The following is a 24684-nucleotide window of genomic DNA, read 5'->3' as shown; positions in this document are numbered from 1 at the left end:
CCATGTCTAAAATTGTGCATTTTCTCGAGGTGAAATATCCCGAAAGTCTTACTTTAGTTATGGCATTAAATTTGCTTACTCATCAACAGGTTCAATTTTTTGTCACAGGGATAACACTATGTTCAAACTCAAGCTGGATTCAGTTAAGTTTTTTAGTCCTAAGAAAATGATGTTTAGAGTCATGCTCTGGCTAATGGTGAGCTGTGCTGTCTTATTATCGATTCCATCCAATGCGTTAGCTATTCTGGCCCTCGATAAATTTGTGCCGGAACACGCCCACTTTATCGGCCTAGGTCTGATTATCGCTATCGCGTATTTCCTTAGCCAGTTGTTAAATCTGGGCTTAGATGAATCGATCCGTCACTTGAGTGATAAACGCATCACAGAGACCATTGAAGCCAAAGTTAACCTTCTGGACCGTGCGGAACGAGCATTACTGCGCGAGTTCTTCTTACAGGGCGCCACCATTTTGACTCTGCCGCAAAATGAACCCGCGGTAAAGAGCTTACTCAATGCTTGTATTTTGGAACACCTTGGCAATGAGCGTCATTACGCGATTCAAGGTCCAACGGCAGATTACAAAATTGCAATGAAAGCACGTATGTATCTCAATCGTGATGTTTTACGCCTGCCCGCAGGTGAACCAAGCCAAGAAGAAATGCAGCATTTGATTAAGGCGCGACCACAATTTTTGAATGGATTAGTACAGAACCGCAAACATGCGGCTTAGTCAGAGCCTAGACTAAACTATTGGAATGGTTGGTAAAAATTCAAATATAAAAAATGGGGGTATCCAAACCCCCATAATAATGTGCAATTTTTACAAAGAACAGAATAAACAAATGGAAGCAAAAACTACGGCTGTTGTGCAGACTTCACAATAAACATCCAAGTGATATATGAGACTATCCCTATTGTGCTAAAGATAACGATCATTGAGAGTAAACCTATAGGGTTACCAAACATTAAATCTAACCAAAATGCCATGATTGAAATCCTCTTTCCTGTGAAGTCCCCTCTAAATTAGCTGTCTTCTGCAATAAAAAAACTGATCCTGATCAATAAAAATTCGACACCAGTAAACAAAATTGCAACTCTCGCTTAACTATGTGATAGGTGTCAAATTTAGCACCCGATAAATTAGGTACCAGTTCAAGGGATTTGGTTTTGTTTCTTATTGAGTTAGCAACTAGGATTAGTCATATCCATTGCAAAATGATTCTAAGATCTGTGCCTAAATTTAGGCCAGAGCACATTTTTGAAGGAGCCCCCAAATGGCCAACAGCCGCGTACAAAAGGGAACTATGGGATACAGTTCCATTTTCGCACCACTGATATTACTGATTTATCCTCTGTACTGTTTAGTGATTAGCCAAGATATTGTTGCCCTCCTCTGCTTGCTAGCACTGGCCATCATTCTGATTTTTAACATCAATAAACTCATCCGTAATTTAGGCCTGCTCGAACATGCCGCCCGCCATTTAGGTGATGGTGACTTGAGCTATCAGCTCGATGAAAAAGAGGCTGGGGTGTTTATTAGCGTGGTGCATAGCATTAATCGAATGGGAGAAGACGTGAGCCGCACCATTTTATCGCTGGTAGACACTAGCGAATGGATGAAAAAGGTCGCTTCCGATATCAAACAGATCAGTGATCAAGCCAAACAAGGTGTACTAGAGCAAGAGCGTCAGACTGAACTTGCCGCAACGGCAATGACGCAGATGGTTTCAACGGTGCAAGAAGTGTCACAAAATGCCCTAAGCACAGCACAGGCGGCCGATATAGCACAAAGCTCAGCAAAACACGGCGATCAAATAATGGGAACTATCGTCCATAAAATCAAAGATATGACCCAACAAATTCACCAAACTAAAAGCGTCATTGAACATCTGGCTGCCGATAGCAATAACATCAGCAGCATTATAGAAACCATCTCCCAAGTTGCCGAACAAACTAATCTGCTCGCCTTAAATGCGGCGATTGAGAGCGCTAGAGCCGGTGAGCATGGCCGTGGATTTGCAGTTGTCGCCGATGAAGTCCGTAATCTCGCCAAACGAACATCCGAAGCCACGGTCGAAATCCAGCAACAGATTGCCGCCTTACAGAAGGGAGCCAACCAAGGTGTTGAAGTGATGCTGAAAAATGTCACCATTGCCGACGAAACTGCGCTCATGGTGGAACAAGCCCACACCGCCCTCGGTGATATAGTCACCCAGGTCGAAGCCATTACCGATATGTCCCATCAAATCGCCACAGCCTCAGAGCAACAGCATGCCGTTGCAGAGGAAATTAACAAAAATATCAGTGTAATGGCCGAGTTAGCGTTAAAAAATGCCCGTCATACCAACGACACTAATCTATCGAGTCTGAAGATTTATAATATGTCGCAGGAGATTGGCTCCCTATTACATCGATTCCATGTAGATGCCCACTTATTTAACTCCAGCCAAGCACAGAGCAAACTCTTTGTAAAATGGGGGCCCGAGCTTGATATCGGCATGCCTGAAATTAACCGTCAGCACCTGCGTTTAGTCTCACTGATTAACGAACTACACCGCACCTTAAGTGAAGCCTATGGTCTTGAGGCAATAAAACGCATAGTTCAAGGGTTGGTGGATTACACCGCAAACCATTTTTCCTATGAGGAAGAGTTATTTGCTCGTTTTGGTTATCCCCAAACCGCAAGCCATAAAGAGAAGCACGGGCAACTTGTAGCTCAAGTGCTTGATTTCCAGAAGCGGGTTGGCAGAGGAGAAGATGTTGCCGATGAACTCATGGCCTTCTTGAAGTCCTGGCTGGTTAATCATATTCAGAAAAGCGATAAGGAATACACGCAGTTTTTGCTTTCCCATGGCGCGGAGTAAATTCAAGAGTCTGATTTTTGAGCGGTTAAATATAATTTGCATACATGCCCCCTTAAAAGGGCTTGCCATTGTCACGGGCAAATGTATAATTCCCAGCACTTAGAGCCAGCCAGTTGTTTTTGTTGAATCTAAGTGCAATTTAGCAATGCCAGTGTGGTGAAATCGGTAGACACAGCGGATTCAAAATCCGCCGCCCTTAAAAGCGTGCCAGTTCGAGTCTGGCCACTGGTACCATCTCTTTAAGAGATACAAACCGACCTTAGTGTCGGTTTTTTTGTCTCTAAAATTCCCCTTCGATAGTGCAAACACTCCTTGTATACCAAGGGGGTTGACTGCTTAAATTTCAAACTGAGAGTTAGATCACGCGTAAAACTTTGATCCGGATCGACTATCCCTTTCAATACCCCTTCGGAGGTATACCCACAATTTTTATCAGGTCTAGACTCGCTAGTATCAACACTCAGCTACGCCGTTTTTTATCTCCAGTAAATGAGTGAATACCACTTAAAGGTCATCCGCTATGAGTCAGGAATACCATGTCACCAGCCTTGTGGTACATGCAGCCCCCAATGCTTTGCAACAGGTTGAAGCCAATATTGCGGGGTTATCAGGCTGCGATATTCATGCCGTGACACCCGAAGGTAAATTGGTTGTCACCCTCGAAGGGGATAGCCAAAAAGCCATTCTCGACAACGTTGAAGCCATCAATGCCCTGTCCAGCGTGTTATCCGCCAGTTTGATTTACCACCAAGTAGAACCCCTAGAACAAGAACTGTTAGAAAAAGAGAGTGAGGAAACACTATGAGCATTAGCCGCCGCGAGTTTCTCAAGGCTAACGCAGCGGTTGCCGCTGCGACGGCCGTTGGCGTAACGCTTCCCGTGAAAATGGTTGAAGCCGCCGAGTCAGATAATATCAAGTGGGATAAAGCGCCCTGCCGTTTTTGCGGTGTGGGTTGTAGCGTATTAGTCGGTACCAAAGCGGGTAAAGTGGTTGCCACTAAAGGCGATCCTGAAAGCCCAGTTAACCGTGGGTTAAACTGTATTAAAGGTTACTTCCTGTCAAAAATCATGTATGGCAAGGACAGATTAACCACACCGCTGCTGCGGATGAAAGACGGCAAATACCATAAAGAAGGTGAATTTACGCCCGTCAGTTGGGATGTCGCCTTCGATACCATGGCCGCTAAATGGAAACACAGCATAGCCACCAAGGGCCCCACTTCTATCGGTATGTTCGGCTCAGGCCAGTGGACTATCTGGGAAGGTTATGCCGCCTCTAAATTGCATAAGGCCGGATTCTTAACCAACAATATCGACCCTAACGCCCGCCATTGTATGGCATCGGCCGTGGGTGGCTTTATGCGCACCTTTGGTATCGATGAGCCTATGGGCTGTTACGATGACTTAGAAGCCGCCGATCACTTTGTGCTCTGGGGCGCCAACATGGCCGAGATGCACCCTATCCTGTGGGCACGCTTATCCGACCGCCGCTTAAGCCACAAAGACTGCCGCGTACACGTGCTTTCCACCTTCGAAAACCGTAGCTTCGATTTAGCGGACAACCCTATGGTGTTCCGCCCACAATCTGACTTAGTGATCCTCAACTATATCGCCAACTACATCATCCAAAACAAATCCGTAAATACCGACTTTGTAACTAAACACACTAAGTTTGCCCTAGGTGTGGATGATATCGGCTATGGTCTGCGTCCAGATCATCCATTAGAGAAGAAAGCCAAAAACCCTGGCAATGGTAAATCCAGCCCTATCAGCTTCGAAGAATACGCTAAGTTTGTCAGCACCTATACGCTGGAATATGCGGCGAAGATGAGTGGTGTAGAGCCTGAAAAATTAGAAACCTTAGCCAAGGCCTATGCCGATCCTAAGGTGAAGATCATGAGTCTATGGACCATGGGTATCAACCAGCACGTACGTGGCGTGTGGGCAAACAACATGCTCTACAACATCCACTTACTCACAGGCAAAATCGCCACACCGGGTAATAGCCCGTTCTCACTGACAGGCCAACCTTCAGCCTGTGGTACAGCCCGTGAAGTCGGCACCTTCGCCCACCGCTTACCCGCGGATATGGAAGTGACCAACGATAAACACCGCGCCATCACTGAAAAAATGTGGCAGGTTCCAGAAGGCACGATTCCACCTAAACCTGGCTTCCATGCCGTGCTGCAAAGCCGCATGCTAAAAGACGGTAAGCTAAACTGTTACTGGACTATGTGTACCAATAACATGCAAGCCGGCCCGAATATCAACGATGAAATTTACCCAGGCTTCCGTAACCCTGAAAACTTTATCGTGGTATCCGATCCTTACCCAACGGTCACCGCCATGGCGGCTGATTTAATTCTGCCAACGGCTATGTGGGTAGAGAAAGAAGGTGCCTACGGTAACGCCGAGCGCCGCACCCATATGTGGCATCAACAGGTTAAAGCGCCTGAAGGTGCTAAGTCGGATCTGTGGCAATTAGTCGAGTTTTCAAAACGCTTTAAAGTGTCAGAAGTGTGGCCCGCTGAGCTTATCGCCAAACAGCCCGAATTCGCTGACAAGACCCTCTATGAAGTGCTGTTTGCTAACGGCGTCATCAACAGGTTCCCGACTACCGATTGCAAGGGCGACTTAAACGATGAAAGCGCACACTTTGGCTTCTATCTACAAAAAGGCATCTTCGAAGAGTATGCCGCCTTCGGTCGCGGCCATGGCCATGATTTAGCCGACTTTGACCGTTACCACGAAACCCGCGGCCTACGCTGGCCTGTGGTCAATGGCACAGAAACCCTGCGCCGTTTCGTTGAAGGTAGCGATCCCTATGTTAAAGCTGGCGAAGGCTTTAAGTTCTACGGCAAACCCGATGGCAAAGCGGTGATTTTCGCCCTGCCCTACGAGCCTGCGGCGGAAGAGCCTAATGCGGAATACGATCTGTGGATGTCTACTGGCCGCGTGCTCGAACACTGGCATACAGGTTCGATGACCGCCCGAGTACCTGAGCTTTACCGCGCCTATCCCGATGCACAAATCTTTATGCATCCAGAGGATGCCAAGGCCCGTGGTGTACAACGGGGTGATGAAGTGATCGTCGCCTCACCCCGTGGTGAAGTCAAAACTCGGGTCGAAACTAAAGGCCGTAACAAACCACCACGCGGCGTGGTGTTTATGCCCTTCTTCGATGCGCGTCAGTTAGTCAACAAGTTGATTCTGGATGCTACCGATCCACTGTCAAAAGAAACTGACTACAAGAAGTGCCCCGTAAAAGTGATGAAGGCCTAAGCCCTCATTTGATAGCGTTTGCGTTATTTGATAGCAATTAAGGAGTCTAAGGTGAGTCAGCAAGCTAAGAGTGCATTCACAGCCAAACAAGTCAACCGTCGCCAGTTTTTGGCAACGACGGCTAAGGCTGGCTGTGTAATGGGGCTCGTGGGGTTAGGTTTAACGGCAACGGCAAAAAGCCAAGGCCAGCTCGCCTCCCAAGCTTGCAGACCGCCGGGCGCCCTTGAAGAAAGCGATTTTATCTCGGCCTGTGTGCGCTGCGGTTTATGTGTTGAGGCTTGCCCCTACGACACGCTATCGCTGGCACGTTGGTTCGATGGCGCCGCCACTGGCACGCCGTTTTTTACCGCAAGGCGCATTCCCTGTGAAATGTGTGAGGATATTCCCTGCATAAAAGCCTGCCCATCGGGTGCGCTTAATCCTCAGCTTGAACACATTAACGATGCAAAAATGGGCGTTGCGGTACTGATCGATGAAAAAAACTGTCTTAACTTTAAGGGATTACGCTGTGATGTCTGTTACCGGGTGTGTCCGTTAATCGATGATGCCATTACCTTAGAGCGCCAGCGCAACAGCCAGAGCGATCACCACGCCATGTTTTTACCCACAGTCAACAGCGATACCTGCACAGGTTGTGGTAAATGCGAGCACGCCTGCGTGCTCGATACCGCCGCAATTAAGGTATTGCCGACCGCACTGGCGCTCGGTAAAGCAGCGGCGCATGACACTTATATCAACACCGAGGAAACCACCTTAGAGATGTTGAATAAGGGGCTGATGTTATGAGCAATAAGCCGATAAGCAATAAGCCGATGAGTAATAAGACAGTGAACTCAAAAGCCAAAGCCCACATACAAGGTGAGCATGCCGCAGCCATTGCTGAACTCGGCTGGTTTGGTGCACACAAATATTTGCTGCTACGCCGCACTGTGCAACTAGGACTGTTAGGCTTATTTGCACTGGGGCCGCTACTGGGGATTTGGCTATTTAAAGGCAATTTATCGGCCAGCTTACTGCTCGATACGATTCCCTTGGCCGATCCGCTAGTGAGCTTGCAATTGCTGTTAACAGGACATATTCCAGAACTCAGTCTATTAATCGGCGCGGGCCTAGTGACAGCGTTTTATGCCCTAGCCGGTGGCCGTGTGTTCTGCAGTTGGGTGTGTCCCGTCAATCTCGTCACCGACATGGCAAGCTGGCTCAGACGTAAACTCAAGCTTCCTCGCACCAGCGAGTTACCGCGCAATTTACGTTACTACCTGCTGGCGCTCGTGCTGTTATTGCCCCTGCTCACGGGCAGCTTAATTTGGGAATGGATTAATCCCGTGCCCTTAGTCTATCGCGCCGTGCTATTTGGCAGCCTCAGTGGTTTATGGATCTTAGTAGCAATTTTTCTGCTGGATCTGTTTATCGCCGAGCGCGCTTGGTGTGGTCACCTGTGCCCAACGGGAGCCTTATTTGGCTTAGTCGGCAAATGGAGCCCCATTAAGATCGTCGCCAGCAAGGCCAGTGCCTGTGACAACTGCATGGACTGTTTTGCGGTTTGCCCCGAAAGACAAGTGCTAAAACCAGCACTCAAGGGGGCGAATCCCATCATCCTAAGCCCTGATTGCACCCAATGCGGACGTTGTATCGATGTCTGCGCTAAACGCGTATTTCGCTATCAAACACGCTTTACTGACGCTAAGGCTCAACTTAATCCAGGTGACTCGACCGATAGTCAGTCGCCATCTACCTCTTCACTAATTCGTCAACACATTGCCCCCAAGGCGGAGAATGACCAATGAAAAAAATACTCACCTTAGCTGCGATTGTATTAGCCATCGGCGGCTGCTCAGGCCAGCAAACGGACACTCATCCAGCGCCCGTTAATATCAAGTCCCTCGCGGGCGATAGCGCGGTAACCGATATCCGCCCGGCCGATGCTATGCCAGTGTATCCAAGTCGTGGAACCGCGTTAGCGCGTAGCTTTAGCGATCAACCGCCGCTTATCCCCCATAAGGACGATTACAAAATCACCTTAGATAAAAATGGCTGCTTAACTTGCCATAGTTGGGATAAAGCCAAACGCATGAAGGCAACTCCTGTGGCTCAATCCCATGTGCTTGATGATAAAGGCACAGTTAAGGGTCATAACTATTTCTGTACCCAGTGCCACGTAGCACAGGCGGAAAACAAGACGCCCTTAGTCGAGAATAAATTCTCAAACCAATAAACTCTACTCCCCTGCCCGCAAAGCCACTGCTCACCCAGTGGCTTTTTACTTTCTCAGTATTTGTAACTGCCCCTTGAACAATAAGCATTGCAAAATGAGCATTAAAGAAATAGCCGCATTTGGGCATAAAGTGCCGGAAAATGTGAGAGTCAGGAAGCGAAAATGAGATAGGAAAAAGCGCGTAGGAATCGAAGAAGGCTTAAAAGTAGAAACCCAGCCTAGGCTGGGTTTACTTGTTGTTTTGCTTTGTGCAAACCACCCGCTGGAGCCGTTTGTGTCGCTTGCGCCGCTTTAGCTTTTTGCACTTCCTTTGCAACTGGCATAGCCGCCTGCCACAAAGCACCTACCCATAGACTTGAACTTGATTTCATCGGTATTCCCCTGTTTTGTTAACAAGCTCAAAGTAATACTTAGGCCATCATCAGTAAAATGAATTAACGCCATACAATGGATTCCATTAAAGCATGAATATTCCAATCAAGACCTTGCAGTGTTTTCTGACCCTAGTGGAGACAGAAAACTTCACCCGCGCTGCCCAAAAATGTTTTATCACTCAGCCGACGCTGAGCAAGATCATCCAAAGGCTGGAGGAGAGCCTAGGGGAGACGTTACTTATTCGGAATAATCAAAAGGTTGAACTCACCCAAGCGGGCCAGATATTTGAGCACAGCGCCCGGGAAATATTGGGCCAATGGCATAGATTGCAAGAGGATATGAGTAACCTGAGTGGTCTTAAAACCGGCAGATTAAGATTAGGCGTATGCCCTATGATGAGCAGCCTGATTATCGGTCTACTTACCAGCTTCCGTAAGCGCTACCCGGGCATCGAACTGCAAATGTATGAATACGGCGGCTTTGGTTGTGAGCAGGCGCTGCTGAATAACAGCTTAGATATCGCCTTTACCGCGCTGCCAACCACCCATGAAGTCGAACTGGTGAATCAACCCCTCACTAAGTATCCTTTACTCGCCTGCGTGCCAGAAGGGCATCCCTTGGCCGATAAGCCCCAGATCAAATGGCAGGATTTTGAGCCCTATCCTTTTATTCTCTATAACGAAGACTTCTCCCTCGCTAAGTTAATCAATCGGCTGAGTCGCAAGGCGGGAGTACAATTGAATATCGCGTTCCGTAGCGGCCAATGGGACTTTCTTGCGGCTATGGTCGAAGCCGACATGGGCGTCGCGATTCTACCTGAGCCTATATGCCATAGATTGAGCACCAGTAAACTCGTCTTCAAACCAATGCAACCTGCAATGACCTGGGACTTAGCGCTGATTTGGCGCCAGAGTTTACCCTTAACTCCCGCGGCCAATGCCTTGCTGGAATTAAGTAAACAAAAGACCGAATCCTAGAATCCGTCTACCGTCTACCGTCTACCGTCTACCGTCTACCGTCTACCAGATTGTATCGCCCATAAAAAAACCGCTGCTAGCCTAGGGCTTAGCAGCGGTCTCTATTGGTGTTGAGTTAAGAATTACTTCTTAGCTTCAGCAGCTTTACGCTCTTTAACTTGCTCAACTACTTTTTCAGATACGCTGTTTGGACATGGCGTGTAGTGTGAGAACTCCATAGAGAACTGACCACGACCAGAAGTCATTGTACGTAGTGAACCGATGTAACCGAACATTTCTGATAACGGTACGTCAGCCTTAATACGAACACCAGTCACACCCGCGATTTGGTCTTTGATCATACCGCGACGACGGTTTAAGTCACCGATCACGTCACCCACGTTGTCTTCTGGGCTGAACACGTCAACTTTCATGATTGGCTCAAGAAGTTGTGGCTTAGCTTTAGCGATAGACTGACGGAATGCCGCTTTAGCAGCGATTTCGAACGCGATAGCTGATGAGTCAACTGCGTGGTATGCACCGTCAGTTAATTCGAACTCTACGTCTAACACTGGGAAGCCAGCGATAGTACCAGTGTTCATCATGCTCGCGAAACCTTTCTCAACTGCAGGCCAGAATTCCTTAGGAACGCTACCACCCACAACTGAAGATTTGAATACGAAACCAGAGTTTGGCTCACCAGGACGGATGATGTATTCAATCTTACCGAATTGACCAGAACCACCAGATTGTTTCTTGTGGGTGTATTGGTCTTCAACCATTTGAGTGATAGTTTCACGGTAGGCCACTTGTGGCTCACCTACGATCAGCTCAACACCGTAAGTACGCTTCAGGATGTCTACTTTAATATCTAAGTGAAGTTCACCCATACCTTTAAGGATGGTTTCACCAGAATCTTCGTCGGTTTCTACGCGGAAAGATGGATCTTCAGCGATCATCTTACCGATAGCGATAGCCATCTTCTCGCTACCGCCTTTATCTTTTGGCGCAACAGCGATAGAGATTACTGGCTCAGGGAACACCATGGCTTCTAAGGTACATGGGTGCTTAACATCACACAGAGTGTGACCAGTTTGCACGTTCTTCATGCCCACGATAGCGATAATGTCACCAGCTTCAGCTGATTCAATTTCGATACGGTCGTTTGCGTGCATTTCGCACATACGGCCGATACGTTCAGTCTTACCAGTTGCACTGTTAAGAATGGTATCGCCTTTCTTCAAACGGCCAGAATAAACACGTACGAAGGTCAGGGCACCGAAACGGTCGTCCATGATCTTGAACGCTAACGCTTTTAATGGCTCATCGGCAGAAACGATAGCGTGTTCGCCAGTTTCGTTACCTTCTTCGTCAGTTAAAGGCTGTGGATCAACTTCGTTTGGCGCTGGTAAGTAATCAACAACAGCGTCCAGAACCAGTTGCATACCTTTGTTCTTGAACGCAGAACCACAGTATGTTGGGAAGAATGCCATAGTACGAGTACCCGCACGGATACAACGCTTCAGGTCTTCAATAGATGGCTCTTCGCCTTCCATGTAAGCTTCCATCAGAGCATCATCTTGCTCAACGGCAGATTCGATCAGCATTTCACGGTATTCTTCAACTTGATCAACCATGTCAGCTGGAACGTCTGTTACTGTGTAGTTTTCTGGTAAACCAGAATCATCCCACACGTAAGCTTTACGAGTTAACAGGTCAACAACACCGGTAAATTCGTCTTCGATACCGATTGGCAGAACCATAACCAATGGGTTAGCCGCTAAAACGTCTTTAGTTTGCTTAACAACGCGTAGGAAGTCAGCACCCATACGGTCTAACTTGTTTACGAAGATGATACGAGCAACTTCAGATTCGTTAGCATAGCGCCAGTTAGTTTCTGACTGAGGCTCAACACCACCAGAACCACAGAATACGCCGATACCACCGTCAAGCACCTTCAGAGAACGGTAAACTTCAACTGTGAAGTCAACGTGCCCAGGGGTGTCAATAACGTTGAAACGGTGATCTTTCCAGAAGCAACTTACGGCAGCAGACTGAATGGTAATACCACGCTCAGCTTCCTGAACCATGAAGTCTGTTGTTGATTCACCATCGTGAACTTCACCTAACTTATGGATTTTACCGGTTAGCTTGAGGATACGCTCGGTGGTCGTGGTTTTACCCGCGTCAACGTGAGCGAAGATACCAATGTTTCTGTATTTGGATAATTCGGTCATGATTCAACTTTAATGATTAGTTTAAGAAGTAGACGGAGTATGCGACAAACAACCGACACACCGCACATCAGATTATTTTAGGCGCATATTGTAAATTGGAACCTAGCTCTGCGCAAATGGCTCTTGCACTTTTTCACAATAAAGTGGCGGTAAAATTGAAAAATATTCGAAGAAAAACATATAAAAACAACCAAGTAAAATACTTTAGCTTAAATTTCAAACAATTGATAAAAACCTTAGAAAATAGTGGATTTCAAATGATATTGACGTTTTTCCCATCTTTTATCGCCTACGGGTGCACTAAAACAACTGCCAATGCCCTCTACCCGCTACGACAACGATAACCAATTAACATTAAACTCGGGTCAATTAATCGGATAAATGCGGGTTCACTTAATTAAAATGGCCAATGTCGATGCGATACCCAAGCAACCTGAAGATACGAGTTTCAAGCTTGTTTGGGTATAAAGCACAGATTGCCGTTAAATTTTCAGAACTTAGGGCACTTCGTCGACAAAAACTCGGTCTCTGCCTTGCACTTTAGCTTGGTATAACGCCCTGTCGGCTCGCTCGAAACAGGATTGCATCGGCTCATTTTCCACCAGCTTTGCTATGCCAAAACTGCAGGTTAAACGTACGCCATCACTAAATTCATGTTCCCTTATCGTCCCTGCAATCCTTTGACATAATGATTGCACCAAGGGGATAGAAGATTGATGGCAAAGGATCACAAACTCCTCCCCGCCCCAACGCGCGACCACATCGCTATCACGCACACAGCGTTGCAACAGCACTGAGAGTTCGATAAGAATTTTATCGCCTATGGTATGCCCGTTGGTGTCATTAATTTCTTTAAAATAGTCGATATCCACCATCACTAGGCACATTCCGGGATCCACCTGCTCAGATACCCGATGATCATCCATAAAATGTCGATTGAAGTAATGTCGGTTGTAAAGCTTGGTCAGGGGATCGTGGGTCGATAAAAACTCCAGCTCGGTATTCTTCTCCTCAAGTTGCTGATGCAATCTTTCTAGCTGTTGGTTCTTATCGGTTAATCTATGGTTATACCGACTCATTAAGTAAGTACGCGAACCAAGGATAAAGATTATAAGCAAGGTCGCGGCAATAATTTGATAAATCAGTAAATAATTGGTTTCATCGATAATAGTGACATTATTCCATTTTCGATAAATCCCAATCCGTTCCAGTTCATCGATAGCCTCTAGGGTTCGATTGATGATTGGCAACAATGCCTCATTTCCTAAACTGACCCCTATGCGTAATTCATCCTCAGGCCCACCCCAACCGGCAATTTTAAGGTCATTAAAACCCGTTTGCTGGATATAGGCGTTTACGGAATACATTGACCCCACAAACAGATCCGCTCGTTTAGCAAGCACAGCCTCAAGCCCCTCAGGTTCACTATCCACTGTGATGGTCCGAACTTGGGGATAATAATGATGGATATATTCCGCCAATCGATATCCCTTAGGCACAGCTAAAGTACGCCCACCTATATTGTCAAACCCCTGCAAAAATGGTTGTTCTTTCAGCGAAACCAGCACATTAGGAGAGCGGAAATACACCTGACTAAAGTGCAAATATTGCTCCCGCGAAGCGGTTTTATTCAGTAATGGAGTCAAGTCACAACGCCCATCCTTCAAGAAGGACAAGGTTTCGCTCCAGGAATTAGTGATCACTAAACGGAATGTTAATGGCGAGTGGGATTGAATGTATTGGATATAGTCGGAGGAGATTCCCACATGCTTGCCGTCACGAATGGCCTCGTAGGGCAACCAGTCAGGATCAACGCAATAGCGAACAACCATTTCACTGGTTTCGGCACTTTCCTGTGTCCCCCTTAAATAGGTGGGCTCCAAGTGCTCGGCATGTGCCTTCAAAGGTGAAAACAGACACAAGGCTAGCAACCAATACCGACTATTCATCAATATTCTCAAGTAAACGCAAGACTTAGCTGATTTAGATTTAAAAGTGTATATGCGATGCAGGGATAATACCAATCGGCTCCCAATCGCCTTAATGAGCAGATAAAAAAATACCCGCCAACTTGGCGGGTATTAAATAACGTTCGGCTAGAATGTTTAAGCTTCTACTGTTGATAATAGCATAAACAGTAAATCACCTTGGAACACTTGCCTGCTTAAGCTTCTACCAGTGATACCACAAACAGTAAATCACCTTGGGACACTTGCCTGCTTAAGCTTCTACCGGTGATACCACAAACAGTAAATCACCTTGGGACACTTGCTGGCCATTGCTGTTCAGGATGCGCTCGATGCGATACTTCTGATCCTCAGGATAGAGTACGGCGCCCTGGCGGTTAAAGCCGGCCAAGTTGACCTGTGAGAACATCTTCATCGCTTCTGTCAACGCTAAGGTTTGCTCAACGGTAACAATATCGCCTTCTTTCACGAAATCAGGCTCACCCGGTGCAGGAGAGGTATAGAAGATACCCGCGCCTTGGGCTAACACTTTCAGTTCGTTACTTTCACCCACACGTAGGGACTCAGTATCGACACTTACGGTTTCTGCCGCGGCTTCCATTTCTGCGATCAGCGCAGGAATATCAAGCTCAGCCATAAAGCGTGGCAGGTAGTTAGTGTCGTATACGCCTTCCTTGAAGGTGCCGTCATTTAAGATGAGCTTAAGTAACGGAATGTTTGTCGCGATACCTTTCAGCACTACGCTATCCAGATAAGCATGTAATTTGGCAATCACATCTTCACGGTTTTCACCGCGCATAATGATCTGCGCAATCAAGCTATCGTAGTATGGCGAAACTTCTTTGCCTGGCGCTGCAATTGAAATAATTTCCACATCCGGATGATCAGGGAACACACATTCGGTGATCTTGCCTGGATTAGGGATCAGCTGCAGTATGCCATGGCTATCGAGCGCGGCCTTTTCAGCCGTTACACGCACTTCCATCGCATAGCCAATTTCTTTCGGCTCTAAGTGCTCAATCGAGCGGCCCGCAGCGATATCAAACTGTGCACTCACGATATCTATGCCAGAAGTCGCTTCAGTCACTGGATGCTCAACCTGCAGACGGGTGTTCATTTCCATGAAGTACACTTCGTTTGCATCTAAGTTATAGATGAACTCGACGGTACCTGCGCCCATGTAGTCGGTCGCATCACCTAAAGCACGGGTATAAGCCAATACCTGCTTTTTAAGCTCTTCTGGCAGCATGGTTGAGCCAGATTCTTCAACGACTTTTTGGTTGTTACGTTGTACCGAACAGTCACGCAGACCTAACACTTTGGCGTTGCCAAACTTGTCACGCAGTAATTGCACTTCGATATGACGCAGTGAAGTCACATATTTTTCTAGGTACAAATCGCCGTTACCGAAGGCCGCAGCCGCTTCGGTAGCCGTCTTTTGGAATAATCCAATCATGTCCTCAGGGCGTTTAACGACCTGAATACCTTTACCGCCACCGCCTTGTACCGCTTTAAGCAGCACTGGATAGCCAATTTCGCTCGCCACATTCACCGCTTGCTCGGCGTTGGTCAGAATACCGTGTGAACCTGGTACTACTGGCACGTTTTGCGCTTGTGATGTTTTAATCGCGTTCGATTTATTACCCATAGTCGTCATTGAATGCACGCTAGGACCAACAAAGTTAACGCCGTTATTCACACACAAGGCCGCAAATTGTGGGCTCTCGGATAGGAAACCAATCCCTGGGTGCAGTGCATCGACTTGCTCGTATTCGGCCACTTTCAGCACTGAGTAAGCGTTCAAGTAACTTTCGTCCGAGGTATTACCCCCGAGACACACTAACTTGTCGGTTTCTTTGAGCATATCCGCTGGCACTGAAGTCATATCCGGATCCGACGCCACTAATACCACATTGATATTATTATCATGGGCCTTACGAATAAGCTTCACTGCGGTACAACCACGGGCATGAACCAATACTTTGTTGATTGGCTTCATCAGCTTGCGTGGATCGCTTTGGACGATCACATCATCTTCAACTGGCGCTTCAACCACGAGTCTCGACAGTGCGTTGATGATAATGTCGTTAATTTTAGCCGTAGGCATTGGCATCAAAGGATCTATGCTCGCCAACTGGCTATCTAAGGTTGTGCTGAATGGGTTATGGACTAAGCCCGCCATTGCTCCTGGCACTTTAGACAGGTAGTTAGACAGAGTCGCAGTCGATGGCAAATATGCCGGTACCACCATTTGACCTGCGAATGGCATGTTAGTACCTGACAAATAATAGGTTTGCACTAATGGGTGAGTCACAAAACTCGCCTGTGCACCACCGGTACAGTCGCCAAAACCAAACATCAACACTGGTAATTCGTTATCACGAATAAAACGTGTGATACGGTCGTTCACTACCGCCATAGAGAAGAGCGCCGCAGCACCTTCTTTAGTCTGCATACCACCCGAGCTGATAAAACACACTACAGGGAGTTTACGTTTAGCACACTCGATCAACAGTGCAGAGAATTTCTCGGCGCTCGCCATATCGAAGGCACCCGCTTGGAATGCGGTGTTAGAGACAGCCACACCCACACGGACTTTTTGACCTTTTTCTTTAAAATCAGCAATACCCGTGATCAGACCACAAGGACGAATGCCTTTGTCTAATGCGTCTTCAATCGATAAACGGAAACCAGGGAAGTTCAGCAGGTTAGCCGACATTTTGTCGCCATTGATCTCATCGAAGCGGGTAAAGAATTGCTTGATGATATTTTCCCAGGTCATATTGCCGGCACGTTTTTCGTCACGCAGCACTTTCTGGATTAACAGATCCTGATAACCCATGGTCAAACGGTTCCAGAAGTCCTTACGACGACCGATACGCACAGGGTTGATCGCGCCAGTGTACTTGCTGGTATCGCTTTCGCTGTCAAAATACTCGGGTAACAAACGCTCGAAGAAGTAAGTCAATACTACGAATAAACTGTCGTTAAGTTGCGGGAAACCCACACTCTTCCACTGCTCTACGCGCACCAATAGATCGGCACGGTTAGATTGACCCATAAAGTATTTGAGCCACTTGTAGAATTTGGCTTTATCATTTGCCGTATCTTGGGTCGACAACGCATGGTCAATCGACTTATGCAGCAAATTGTTTACTGAGTTACGGGAAAGGCTTTTCGACATCATGGCTTCTTTAGCGATTGACGCTAAGCTGCCGACGACGTTGTCGTACAAGGCATTAAAAATCAGGATGTTATGGCATTGCCAAATAAAGTCTTCACGCAGTTCTTCATTCACTACTACATCGAGAACCGTCAGTTGATTTAGCTCAGGCCATTTTGCTTGAGTCACTGACTTTGGCAGATTTTCTAAGTGCTGAATAAGCCCTTTGAAGTTGTTTGCCGCATTGCTCTTCCAGCGGTGATACAAAGACCAGCCAATGTTAAATAACAAGGCCTTACGCGCTTTTTTATAGTTTTCTTTCGGTTCACCCAAAATCAAACGGGTCAGCATATTACGCTCGGTCGACACTTCATCACGCTTAGTAACAAAGTTCGCCCACAGCTTGTTTAAGTCTTCGTCGTAAACCAATTTATCGGGGCTTGATAACCAAGCTTGGAATACGCGGTCCTGTTCCTGTTGGATACGTGCTAACAAGTCACCTTCTGGCACACTCGCACGGGACAGACGACCATACTGCTCCTGGGAAATTGAATGGATACGGCTACGTAGCGTTAAATAACGCAGGTAACGGTACGCACTACCAAACAGGTTTAGATGCATGGTTGGGCTGCTGGCTACGGCCAATTCAGCGTTCAATTCCAAGGCCATCAGATTCTTCGATGGATTGAGGAAACGCGCCAAACTACGGTCATAGTGCTCACGTAAATCACTCGATTCACGCACAAAATTCATTGCTGCACGTTCAACGGCTTCGATACTGCTGATAATAGCGCGGCGTAAATTGTGCTGACGCTCATCACGATCACTCGGTGAAAAGTCAATAATGCCGTCGATACAACCCGAGGTATAAAGCTCTTCTGGCGATACGCCCACCGATTTAGCACATTCTTGCCAGGATAAATTGTATTTACGGGCAATACTTTGCAGACCCTGGGGTTGAATCGTGTTGAAAATACCATCACGCAGTGACAACAGAATGTTGGCCGCGGCTAATGGAATCGCACCACCAGAGTAACCGGCACCGATAACGATACCGACTGTCGGTACGTCAACGTTGGCGCTTTCTGCGATGGCTTTAGAAATAGAATGGGCTTGGTTTTGGCTGTTGGCGATTTCGCCCGCATCCGCCCCTGGGGTGTCAATTAAATAGATAATTGGCATAGACAATTCGGCAAAATGGCGAATCGCCTTACAGGCGGCGTAATGATGCTCAGGCATCCAAGCACCGTTTGCGGTAGTGCGCTCTTGGGCGATAAAACCAATACGACGAGTGCGTGAACCAAAGTTCAACTCGACCTCAGCACTATAAAAAGAGCCCAAGTGAGTTTCAGTAATCAAACGGCCCTTAAGATCGGCGATGATACGCTTAGCCCCCGGACGACCTTTATCTTGGGTCGGCTGGATCACTTTCGCAACGTAACCATCAACATCTAAAGATGCCAAGTCTTTCAAGTTTGCCTGAATGGCATCTTCGCTTAAAAGACCTTTAATTTCATCTGATAAGCTCTGTTTACTGTGTTTAGGAAACAGAGAAAAATCCTTTGCCAAATGCTCGGCTTGTAAAAAAAGCGGATCGGGCGTTTGGGCTTGAGTCATGTGTGTGGGCTGATTATTGCTGGTCATCAAAAGATCCTCTGCTTAGCCTCTGAAAATTTTTAGCCAATAAATATAACTTTGTTATCCCGTCAAATGCCATTAAACTGCATAAGACGCTTTGTTCCAAATATGAGACAGTGGGAAAAACATGCCAGATTTAAACGGTATGATGCTATTTGCAGCCGTAGTGAGAGCGAAGGGATTCTCCCAAGCTGCACGTGAAACAGGCCACCCAAAATCCACCATCAGTCGCAAAATCGCGCAGCTTGAAGAACAACTTGGCGTGCGATTATTACAGCGCGACACCCGCAACTTAAGTTTGACTCAAGTCGGGGCACTCTTTTATCAACACTGTGATTCCATTCGCAATGAGGTGGAAGCGGCCAAGGCTGTTATCGAGAATACTCACGATGATGTGTCAGGGTCATTACGGATTGCGATCCCTGTGTCATTTAGCCAAGAATTAATCGCTAACCTCTGTAGCGGATTTATGCGTTTATATCCTAATGTGGAATTAGATGTCCAGTTTACCGACAACGATATAGGTTTAGTGGGTGAAGGATATGACATAGCTATCAAATATGGCCCGTTGCAATCCTCTGATCTCGTCGCCCGCTTACTGTTTGAACGTCAACCAATTCTAGTGGCAAGTCCGGGGTATTTGAAACTCAGGGGCACCCCTGCTACGCCCCAGGAACTCAGTCAACACAGTGGCATTTTATTAGGCACCTCACGCTCGGCACCTATCTGGCCCTTAGGTAAGGGAACCCGCAAAACCATGGTTAACTTTCAGCGTAAAGTGCGGGTCAATAGCCCGATCATGGTAAAACAGCTCGCTATTGATGATTTTGGCATCGCCATGCTGTCAAATTCTGCCTGTAAGAATGAGCTTGCCAATGGACAACTAGTCCCTATTTTACAGGAATGGCCAATCGAGCCCTTTAAGGTCTACGGTGTATATTCCAGCCGTCGCCAACTCGCCACTAATATCAGCGTGTTTTTGGACTTCTTTGTAAAACGTTTTAGCAGCCAAGAAAGCCTGCAATCCTTAATGGGCTAACATTTTTCCCTTAGATAGCAAAAGCCTAGCTTTATCCGCTAGGCTTTATTGTTTGATCTACTGGATATAATCCTTGCAGTTAAGGAATAATTTTTTCCTGTCTCAATACGGCCTTAGTGATGGCTTGACGTAATGGCAAACCATCCGCCGTTGGCATATCCATATTCATTGCGAAAAACCACACATTATCATCGAGTTCTACCCAACCAACCCACCAGCCAATTTTAGGTTCAATTCTGACTGAGTATCCGGTTTTGGCACGGATAATATAGTTGCCATTCGCTTCGGTCAGCATGGCCTGCTTAACGATACGCTGACTGCGCTCAGACACATGCAGCTTGTTGTGGTACAGCTTACGCAAAAATTCAATTTGCTCAGTGGCTGAGATCCGAATATTGCCGTCCAACCAAAAGCTGTCTAAGTTTCCCGAAATATCCTCATTACCATAATCGAAGGCATCGAGCATTTTGCCCATGCGAGCTTCGCCAATTTGGCGAGCAAAATCTTGATAGATGGGCACGACCGAATACTTCATCGCGCTAATCAGATCATGGTCGCGATTCCAAGCGGCGATATCACGGGTTTTACCATCCCATTTAAAGACTTGGTGCTCATTCTTCACAACCCCAAGATCGAGGGCAATCAAACTGTTGGGGATCTTAAAGGTCGATGCAGGTAAATAGCTTTGGTTGGCACGTTTAAGATTATTGCTAAACCCTTGCTGTTTATTTTCGTTCCATAACACCACTACGCCCTGAACAGGTTTTGGCAGAGCTTGTTGAGGCTGAGTTTGTTGTGACAGAGCTTGCTCGGATTGAGTATGCTGCTGAGTAAAAATGGCATCCCAAGCTCGGGTTTCTTGCCACTCCTTCTTAGCCGCAGTAGAGGCAAAAGCTGGGGCTACCAAGATAGCAGACGCCACCAGCGCAGCCGATATAGCGAACAAACGCATAAATTCTCCTTGTCGAAACACAAAAATCCAATGAACTAAAAAAGTGATTAAGGCTATCACTTAGCGATTTTCCCTTCCCTAGCAAACTGCTGACCAATTGTGGCAAAAAAGAGGCAAGCAAGTTCTGTTATCTAAGGACTGATGCCTGCTTGGTACGCTTTGGTATAGAAGAGATGGATATAAGATGATGAAGATCACTGAGGTTAACTTTATTCCCCCAAGCTTGTGGTGCATACTTTTTAGCATAAGAGCCCTTCGCAGGATGAGCTAGTCATTCTTTTGAACTAAGAACTTTGAACTAAGAAATTTGAACGAAGAACTTTTAACGAAGAACATTTCAACGCACAACATAGAATAACTACAAGGAAATCAAAAATGTTGAAGCCAGTATTAACACTCATCCTCGCCAGCAGCTTAATCAATACGGCCAGTGCCATCCCCTTATTAGGTGATGTGGAAGTGTCCCGCTTACCGACCGCCGAACAAGCCTTGGGTGAGGTGGTGACACGCTATCAAGCCTTAAATGAAGGTTTAGCTCAACAGTTAACGGCACAGAAGAACGAAGTCGACGCCACCCAATTAGCGGCGCGCCAAGGCCACAGACTATGGCAACAGGCGGTGCGCGATGTGCAGTCGGGCCACTTTGACGACCGGCCTTTATATTGGGCGCGTCTTTCAATGTTAAATAGCCTAAAAACCACCAGCGCCAGCTTTAACATGGCCGACTGGCAACAAGACATTTTGGCTCGTGCAGTTGAAAAGGCCTCACGGGGTTTTAGCGATATACAATATGGTGATGATGTCCAAATCAAAATCTTCCTCACGGGTTTCGACCCCTTCTTTCTCGACAAAGATATCAGCCAGAGTAACCCTTCTGGCTTAGTCGCCCTCGCCTTAGATGGTTTCCGCTTTGATGTGAATGGTAAAACGGCGCAAATCGAAACCGCTATGGTGCCAGTGCGTTTTGAGGATTTTGATCAAGGACTTATCGAATCGCTACTGAGCCCAATTTACCGCGATCCTAAAACCCAATTTGTATTCACCGTCAGCATGGGCCGCACTGACTTTGATATCGAACGCTTCCCAGGACTCAATCGCAGCGCTGCGGCGCCCGATAACCAAAACGTGCTCACAGGTGGCACTAAAACCGCACCCGTTGCCCCAAAGCTTAATGGTAAAGGTTTTATCGGCCCTGAGTTTGTGGAATTTTCACTGCCCGTCACAGCCATGCAAGTGAAAGATAGCCAATGGAAAGTTAACGATAACCACACAGTCACTACCCTTGCTCGCGGTGAGTTTAATGCCACCTCATTGAATGAGCTGCAAAACGAAACCTCGGTCGAAGGCTCTGGCGGCGGTTATCTCTCTAATGAAATTTCCTATCGCGCCATAGTGTTGCAGCAAAAGTTTAATAGTTCAGCCAAGGTCGGCCATATTCACACCCCAAGGGTCAAAGGCTATAACGCAGATACCGAACAAGCGATAGTCGAACAAGTGCGTACTATGGTGATGCAAGCGGCGGCGAGTTTATAACCCAGCCACACTGGCTGAAACTAGCAATGTCAGATAGCGTTCGTTATGATGCGAACGCTTCTGATGTGAACGCTTAGGCAAGCTTAATCACCAATAAGTTTAAGCGCGCAATTTTTACCTTAACCGACGAGAACCAAAGCTCATTCTATGTTGAAACCCGCAGAATTACTCAATGCCCTACGCCGCCGAAGCAGTGAAGCACTTGCGCCACTGACAAAATCGACATATGCAGCCTTGGGCCAAAGCCAAGATGAGTCGCAGGTCAAAACGAGTCCACCAACACCCAATCGGGCTCAGGCGCATATTTTTACCGGTTCATCGCGCCCACTCTCATCCCTGCAAATGCAAGTACTCGAGCGAATTGAAGCCTGCTATCAAGAGGCAGAGGCATACCTCAAACGCAGCTTCCCACGGCCAGTGACACAATTTAGCCTGAGGGGTAAGAGTGCGGGTACGGCGCATTTGCAGCAGAATCGCCTGCGATTCAACCCCGTTCTGCTACGGGAAAACAGCGAAGCTTTTCTAGCAGAGGTCGTGCCCCACGAAATTTGTCATTTACTGTGTTTTCAGCTGTTTGGCAAAACCAAACCCCACGGTAAAGAATGGCAATCTTTGATGCTAACGGTATTTAAGGTCAATCCCAGTACCACCCACAGCTTCAATACCGCATCGGTTGCGGGTAATGATGTCGAGTATCGCTGCGCCTGTGGCCCCATACGCCTGAGTATTCGCCGCCATAACAAAGTGCTACGGGGTGAAAGCCGTTATCTCTGTAAACGCTGTAAGACCCATTTAACTGCGATCTAGCGACTTTCAACAAACAAAACCCCCACCTAAGTACGACGCAATTTGCATAAGCAGCGGCATTTCCCTTAACATCACAGCATAAAAGACGAGCCAAAGGCTCGCGTAGTGTTTGTTATTTTGGGATAAATCTTGAACAAAGCTTCTTTAACCGTTAATTCACGGCGCCTCTTGCTGTGCCTAATCACTTGGGCGGCAACCTTATCCGTGCCCGCCAGCGCCTCAGTGTCACACCCCAGCAGTTTTAGCCAAGCCAAAACGAAATCGCAGGCACTCTACGCCGGCAGTCGCCAAGGTACGCTGCCCGCCGTCAGCTTTTACTGTGGCTGCGATATTCAGATCAAAGGCAAATCCTGGAAGCCCGATCTCGCCAGCTGCGGTTATCAAGTGCGTAAACAGGAAACCCGCGCCAACCGTATTGAATGGGAACACATAGTGCCCGCCTGGGAATTTGGCCATCAACTCCAATGTTGGCAAAAGGGCGGACGTAAAAACTGTGCCGATAACAGCAATGAATTTAATAAGATGGAAGCGGACATGCACAACTTAGTGCCCGCCATCGGTGAAGTGAATGGCGATCGCAGCAACTTCCGCTTTAGCCAATGGAACGGTAAGGCCGACCAATATGGCCAATGTGCTATGGTCATCGATTTTAAGAATCGTCAGGCGCAGCCCCCCGCCAATGCCCGCGGCAAAATAGCCAGAACCTACCTCTATATGCAGCAAACCTATGGGCTTAAAATTGCTTCACAACAATTAAAATTGTTTAAGGCATGGGATAAAAGCTATCCAGTTGATACTATTGAATGCAAACGTGATAACGCCATAGCGCAGACCCAAGGCAACCATAACCCCTTTGTGCAAAATGCCTGCAATGCGCCACCACTGCGTCAACAACTAGCCGAGTAAGGTCGAATGAGAGTCCCAAGAATTTATCAACCTCAGCCATTAGCCATCCATCAACAACTGAACCTAGACGAAGATGGCGCGGCCCATATAGGTAAAGTGCTGCGTATGGGCAACGGTGAGCAGATCAGTCTATTCAATGGCGATGGCAATGATTATCTGGCTGAAATTGTCGATGCGGGTAAAAAGCATGTCACAGTGAAACTGCTTTCCTGTGAGGCAAATCTATCTGAGTCGCCACTCAACCTGCACTTAGGCCAAGTGATTTCCCGTGGCGATAGAATGGAATTTACCATTCAAAAATCGGTCGAGCTTGGGGTAAATACCATTACGCCGCTATTTTCAGATCGCTGCGGCGTAAAACTCAATAGCGAACGCCTAGAGAAAAAAATTCAGCAATGGCAGAAAATCGTCATTAGCGCCTGTGAGCAATCGGGTCGCAGCCAAGTGCCCGTGGTTCGCCCGGCGATGGACTTGCACGATTGGTGCAGTGAGCCGACCTCGGCGCTAAAACTCAATCTGCACCCTAGGGCCGCACACGGTATCAATGGCTTAGATTTAGCCCATACCCGCGTACGTTTATTAATTGGCCCAGAGGGCGGTTTGTCGGCGGAAGAAATCGCCATGACGGAAACCTATCAATTTACCGATGTATTGCTTGGCCCCAGAGTGCTGCGCACCGAAACCGCCTCGCTCACCGCCATTACGGCACTGCAACTCAGATTTGGTGATTTAGGCTGATCGACAAACAAC

19 protein-coding genes and 1 tRNA gene are annotated in these 24684 nt (G+C 47.2%); 14 read left to right on the top strand and 6 right to left on the bottom strand.

Features of this window, described 5'->3' with window-relative positions; translation table 11 throughout:
- Positions 1–118: 118 nt before the first annotated feature.
- Positions 119–730, top strand: a complete 612-nt coding sequence (locus tag JFT56_RS03545; RefSeq protein ID WP_198782339.1) for a superinfection exclusion B family protein — start codon at positions 119–121, stop codon at positions 728–730.
- Positions 731–855: 125 nt separating this feature from the next.
- Here the strand turns inward: JFT56_RS03545 and JFT56_RS03540 are convergent, their stop codons facing one another.
- Positions 856–987, bottom strand: a complete 132-nt coding sequence (locus tag JFT56_RS03540; RefSeq protein WP_007644900.1) for a DUF3149 domain-containing protein — start codon at positions 985–987, stop codon at positions 856–858.
- 287 nt (positions 988–1274) lie between these two features.
- On the opposite strand from JFT56_RS03540, the gene JFT56_RS03535 reads away from it, so the two are divergent.
- From JFT56_RS03535 to napB, 7 genes are all read left to right on the top strand, one after another.
- Positions 1275–2864, top strand: a complete 1590-nt coding sequence (locus JFT56_RS03535; RefSeq protein ID WP_198782338.1) for a bacteriohemerythrin — start codon at positions 1275–1277, stop codon at positions 2862–2864.
- Positions 2865–3011: 147 nt separating this feature from the next.
- Positions 3012–3098, top strand: a tRNA-Leu gene (locus JFT56_RS03530).
- Positions 3099–3384: 286 nt separating this feature from the next.
- The gene (locus tag JFT56_RS03525) at positions 3385–3669 is read left to right on the top strand and encodes a chaperone NapD (protein WP_198782337.1); all 285 of its coding nucleotides are present in this window, start codon (positions 3385–3387) and stop codon (positions 3667–3669) included.
- Positions 3666–6146, top strand: coding sequence for a nitrate reductase catalytic subunit NapA (napA, locus tag JFT56_RS03520; protein WP_198782336.1), 2481 nt, complete (start codon positions 3666–3668; stop codon positions 6144–6146). The genes JFT56_RS03525 and napA overlap by 4 nt, the downstream gene beginning before the upstream one ends.
- Before the next feature lie 51 nt (positions 6147–6197).
- Entirely contained in the window at positions 6198–6932 is a 735-nt protein-coding gene (napG, locus tag JFT56_RS03515) for a ferredoxin-type protein NapG (RefSeq protein ID WP_198782335.1), read from the top strand.
- On the top strand, positions 6929–7933 hold the full coding sequence (napH, locus tag JFT56_RS03510) for a quinol dehydrogenase ferredoxin subunit NapH (protein ID WP_420136012.1): 1005 nt from the start codon (positions 6929–6931) through the stop codon (positions 7931–7933). The genes napG and napH overlap by 4 nt, the downstream gene beginning before the upstream one ends.
- A complete protein-coding gene (gene napB, locus JFT56_RS03505) occupies positions 7930–8361 on the top strand; it encodes a nitrate reductase cytochrome c-type subunit NapB (RefSeq protein WP_198782333.1) in 432 nt (143 codons plus the stop codon). Before napH ends, napB begins: the two co-directional genes overlap by 4 nt.
- Before the next feature lie 218 nt (positions 8362–8579).
- On the opposite strand, the gene JFT56_RS03500 is transcribed toward napB, so the two are convergent.
- Complete coding sequence (locus JFT56_RS03500) at positions 8580–8732, bottom strand: hypothetical protein (protein ID WP_198782332.1); 153 nt, start codon at positions 8730–8732, stop codon at positions 8580–8582.
- A 93-nt stretch (positions 8733–8825) separates the two neighbouring features.
- On the opposite strand from JFT56_RS03500, the gene JFT56_RS03495 reads away from it, so the two are divergent.
- On the top strand, positions 8826–9713 hold the full coding sequence (locus JFT56_RS03495; RefSeq protein WP_198782331.1) for a LysR family transcriptional regulator: 888 nt from the start codon (positions 8826–8828) through the stop codon (positions 9711–9713).
- Positions 9714–9835: 122 nt separating this feature from the next.
- Here the strand turns inward: JFT56_RS03495 and fusA are convergent, their stop codons facing one another.
- The 3 genes from fusA to JFT56_RS03480 all read right to left on the bottom strand — a co-directional run bounded on the left by fusA (position 9836) and on the right by JFT56_RS03480 (position 18703).
- A complete protein-coding gene (fusA, locus tag JFT56_RS03490; protein ID WP_198782330.1) occupies positions 9836–11929 on the bottom strand; it encodes an elongation factor G in 2094 nt (697 codons plus the stop codon).
- Between the two features lie 497 nt (positions 11930–12426).
- Entirely contained in the window at positions 12427–13878 is a 1452-nt protein-coding gene (locus JFT56_RS03485; protein ID WP_198782329.1) for a diguanylate cyclase, read from the bottom strand.
- Between the two features lie 271 nt (positions 13879–14149).
- Positions 14150–18703, bottom strand: coding sequence for a biotin carboxylase N-terminal domain-containing protein (locus tag JFT56_RS03480; RefSeq protein WP_198782328.1), 4554 nt, complete (start codon positions 18701–18703; stop codon positions 14150–14152).
- A gap of 121 nt (positions 18704–18824) precedes the next feature.
- On the opposite strand from JFT56_RS03480, the gene JFT56_RS03475 reads away from it, so the two are divergent.
- Complete coding sequence (locus tag JFT56_RS03475) at positions 18825–19736, top strand: LysR family transcriptional regulator (protein WP_198782327.1); 912 nt, start codon at positions 18825–18827, stop codon at positions 19734–19736.
- Positions 19737–19815: 79 nt separating this feature from the next.
- On the opposite strand, the gene blaOXA is transcribed toward JFT56_RS03475, so the two are convergent.
- Positions 19816–20688 (bottom strand): class D beta-lactamase, encoded by an 873-nt coding sequence (gene blaOXA, locus JFT56_RS03470; protein ID WP_198782326.1) that lies wholly within the window; start codon positions 20686–20688, stop codon positions 19816–19818.
- Between the two features lie 375 nt (positions 20689–21063).
- Between blaOXA and JFT56_RS03465 the strand changes: the two genes are divergently transcribed.
- The 4 genes from JFT56_RS03465 (at position 21064) to rsmE (ending at position 24672) form a co-directional block, all read left to right on the top strand.
- A complete protein-coding gene (locus JFT56_RS03465) occupies positions 21064–22221 on the top strand; it encodes a hypothetical protein (RefSeq protein WP_198782325.1) in 1158 nt (385 codons plus the stop codon).
- A 147-nt stretch (positions 22222–22368) separates the two neighbouring features.
- A complete protein-coding gene (locus JFT56_RS03460) occupies positions 22369–23028 on the top strand; it encodes a SprT family zinc-dependent metalloprotease (RefSeq protein WP_198782324.1) in 660 nt (219 codons plus the stop codon).
- 129 nt (positions 23029–23157) lie between these two features.
- Positions 23158–23934 (top strand): endonuclease EndA, encoded by a 777-nt coding sequence (gene endA / locus JFT56_RS03455; RefSeq protein WP_198782323.1) that lies wholly within the window; start codon positions 23158–23160, stop codon positions 23932–23934.
- A 6-nt stretch (positions 23935–23940) separates the two neighbouring features.
- Positions 23941–24672 carry a 16S rRNA (uracil(1498)-N(3))-methyltransferase gene (gene rsmE / locus JFT56_RS03450; protein ID WP_198782322.1) on the top strand — a complete coding sequence of 244 codons (732 nt, stop codon included), beginning with the start codon at positions 23941–23943 and terminating at the stop codon, positions 24670–24672.
- Positions 24673–24684: the final 12 nt, after the last annotated feature.

It is taken from the genome of Shewanella putrefaciens, from assembly GCF_016406305.1.
GTDB classification, from domain to species: domain Bacteria; phylum Pseudomonadota; class Gammaproteobacteria; order Enterobacterales; family Shewanellaceae; genus Shewanella; species Shewanella putrefaciens_C.
This window is presented reverse-complemented; position numbering and strand designations above follow the sequence as displayed.

Excerpts from the sequence above, each read along its gene's own strand:
- JFT56_RS03545 (WP_198782339.1), top strand. The coding sequence starts at position 119 with ATGTTCAAACTCAAGCTGGATTCAGTTAAGTTTTTTAGTCCTAAGAAA.
- JFT56_RS03540 (WP_007644900.1), bottom strand. The coding sequence starts at position 987 with ATGGCATTTTGGTTAGATTTAATGTTTGGTAACCCTATAGGTTTACTC.
- JFT56_RS03535 (WP_198782338.1), top strand. The coding sequence starts at position 1,275 with ATGGCCAACAGCCGCGTACAAAAGGGAACTATGGGATACAGTTCCATT.
- JFT56_RS03525 (WP_198782337.1), top strand. The coding sequence starts at position 3,385 with ATGAGTCAGGAATACCATGTCACCAGCCTTGTGGTACATGCAGCCCCC.
- napA (WP_198782336.1), top strand. The coding sequence starts at position 3,666 with ATGAGCATTAGCCGCCGCGAGTTTCTCAAGGCTAACGCAGCGGTTGCC.
- napH (WP_420136012.1), top strand. The coding sequence starts at position 6,929 with ATGAGCAATAAGCCGATAAGCAATAAGCCGATGAGTAATAAGACAGTG.
- napB (WP_198782333.1), top strand. The coding sequence starts at position 7,930 with ATGAAAAAAATACTCACCTTAGCTGCGATTGTATTAGCCATCGGCGGC.
- JFT56_RS03500 (WP_198782332.1), bottom strand. The coding sequence starts at position 8,732 with ATGAAATCAAGTTCAAGTCTATGGGTAGGTGCTTTGTGGCAGGCGGCT.
- JFT56_RS03495 (WP_198782331.1), top strand. The coding sequence starts at position 8,826 with ATGAATATTCCAATCAAGACCTTGCAGTGTTTTCTGACCCTAGTGGAG.
- fusA (WP_198782330.1), bottom strand. The coding sequence starts at position 11,929 with ATGACCGAATTATCCAAATACAGAAACATTGGTATCTTCGCTCACGTT.
- JFT56_RS03485 (WP_198782329.1), bottom strand. The coding sequence starts at position 13,878 with ATGAATAGTCGGTATTGGTTGCTAGCCTTGTGTCTGTTTTCACCTTTG.
- JFT56_RS03480 (WP_198782328.1), bottom strand. The coding sequence starts at position 18,703 with ATGACCAGCAATAATCAGCCCACACACATGACTCAAGCCCAAACGCCC.
- JFT56_RS03475 (WP_198782327.1), top strand. The coding sequence starts at position 18,825 with ATGCCAGATTTAAACGGTATGATGCTATTTGCAGCCGTAGTGAGAGCG.
- blaOXA (WP_198782326.1), bottom strand. The coding sequence starts at position 20,688 with ATGCGTTTGTTCGCTATATCGGCTGCGCTGGTGGCGTCTGCTATCTTG.
- JFT56_RS03465 (WP_198782325.1), top strand. The coding sequence starts at position 21,064 with ATGTTGAAGCCAGTATTAACACTCATCCTCGCCAGCAGCTTAATCAAT.
- JFT56_RS03460 (WP_198782324.1), top strand. The coding sequence starts at position 22,369 with ATGTTGAAACCCGCAGAATTACTCAATGCCCTACGCCGCCGAAGCAGT.
- rsmE (WP_198782322.1), top strand. The coding sequence starts at position 23,941 with ATGAGAGTCCCAAGAATTTATCAACCTCAGCCATTAGCCATCCATCAA.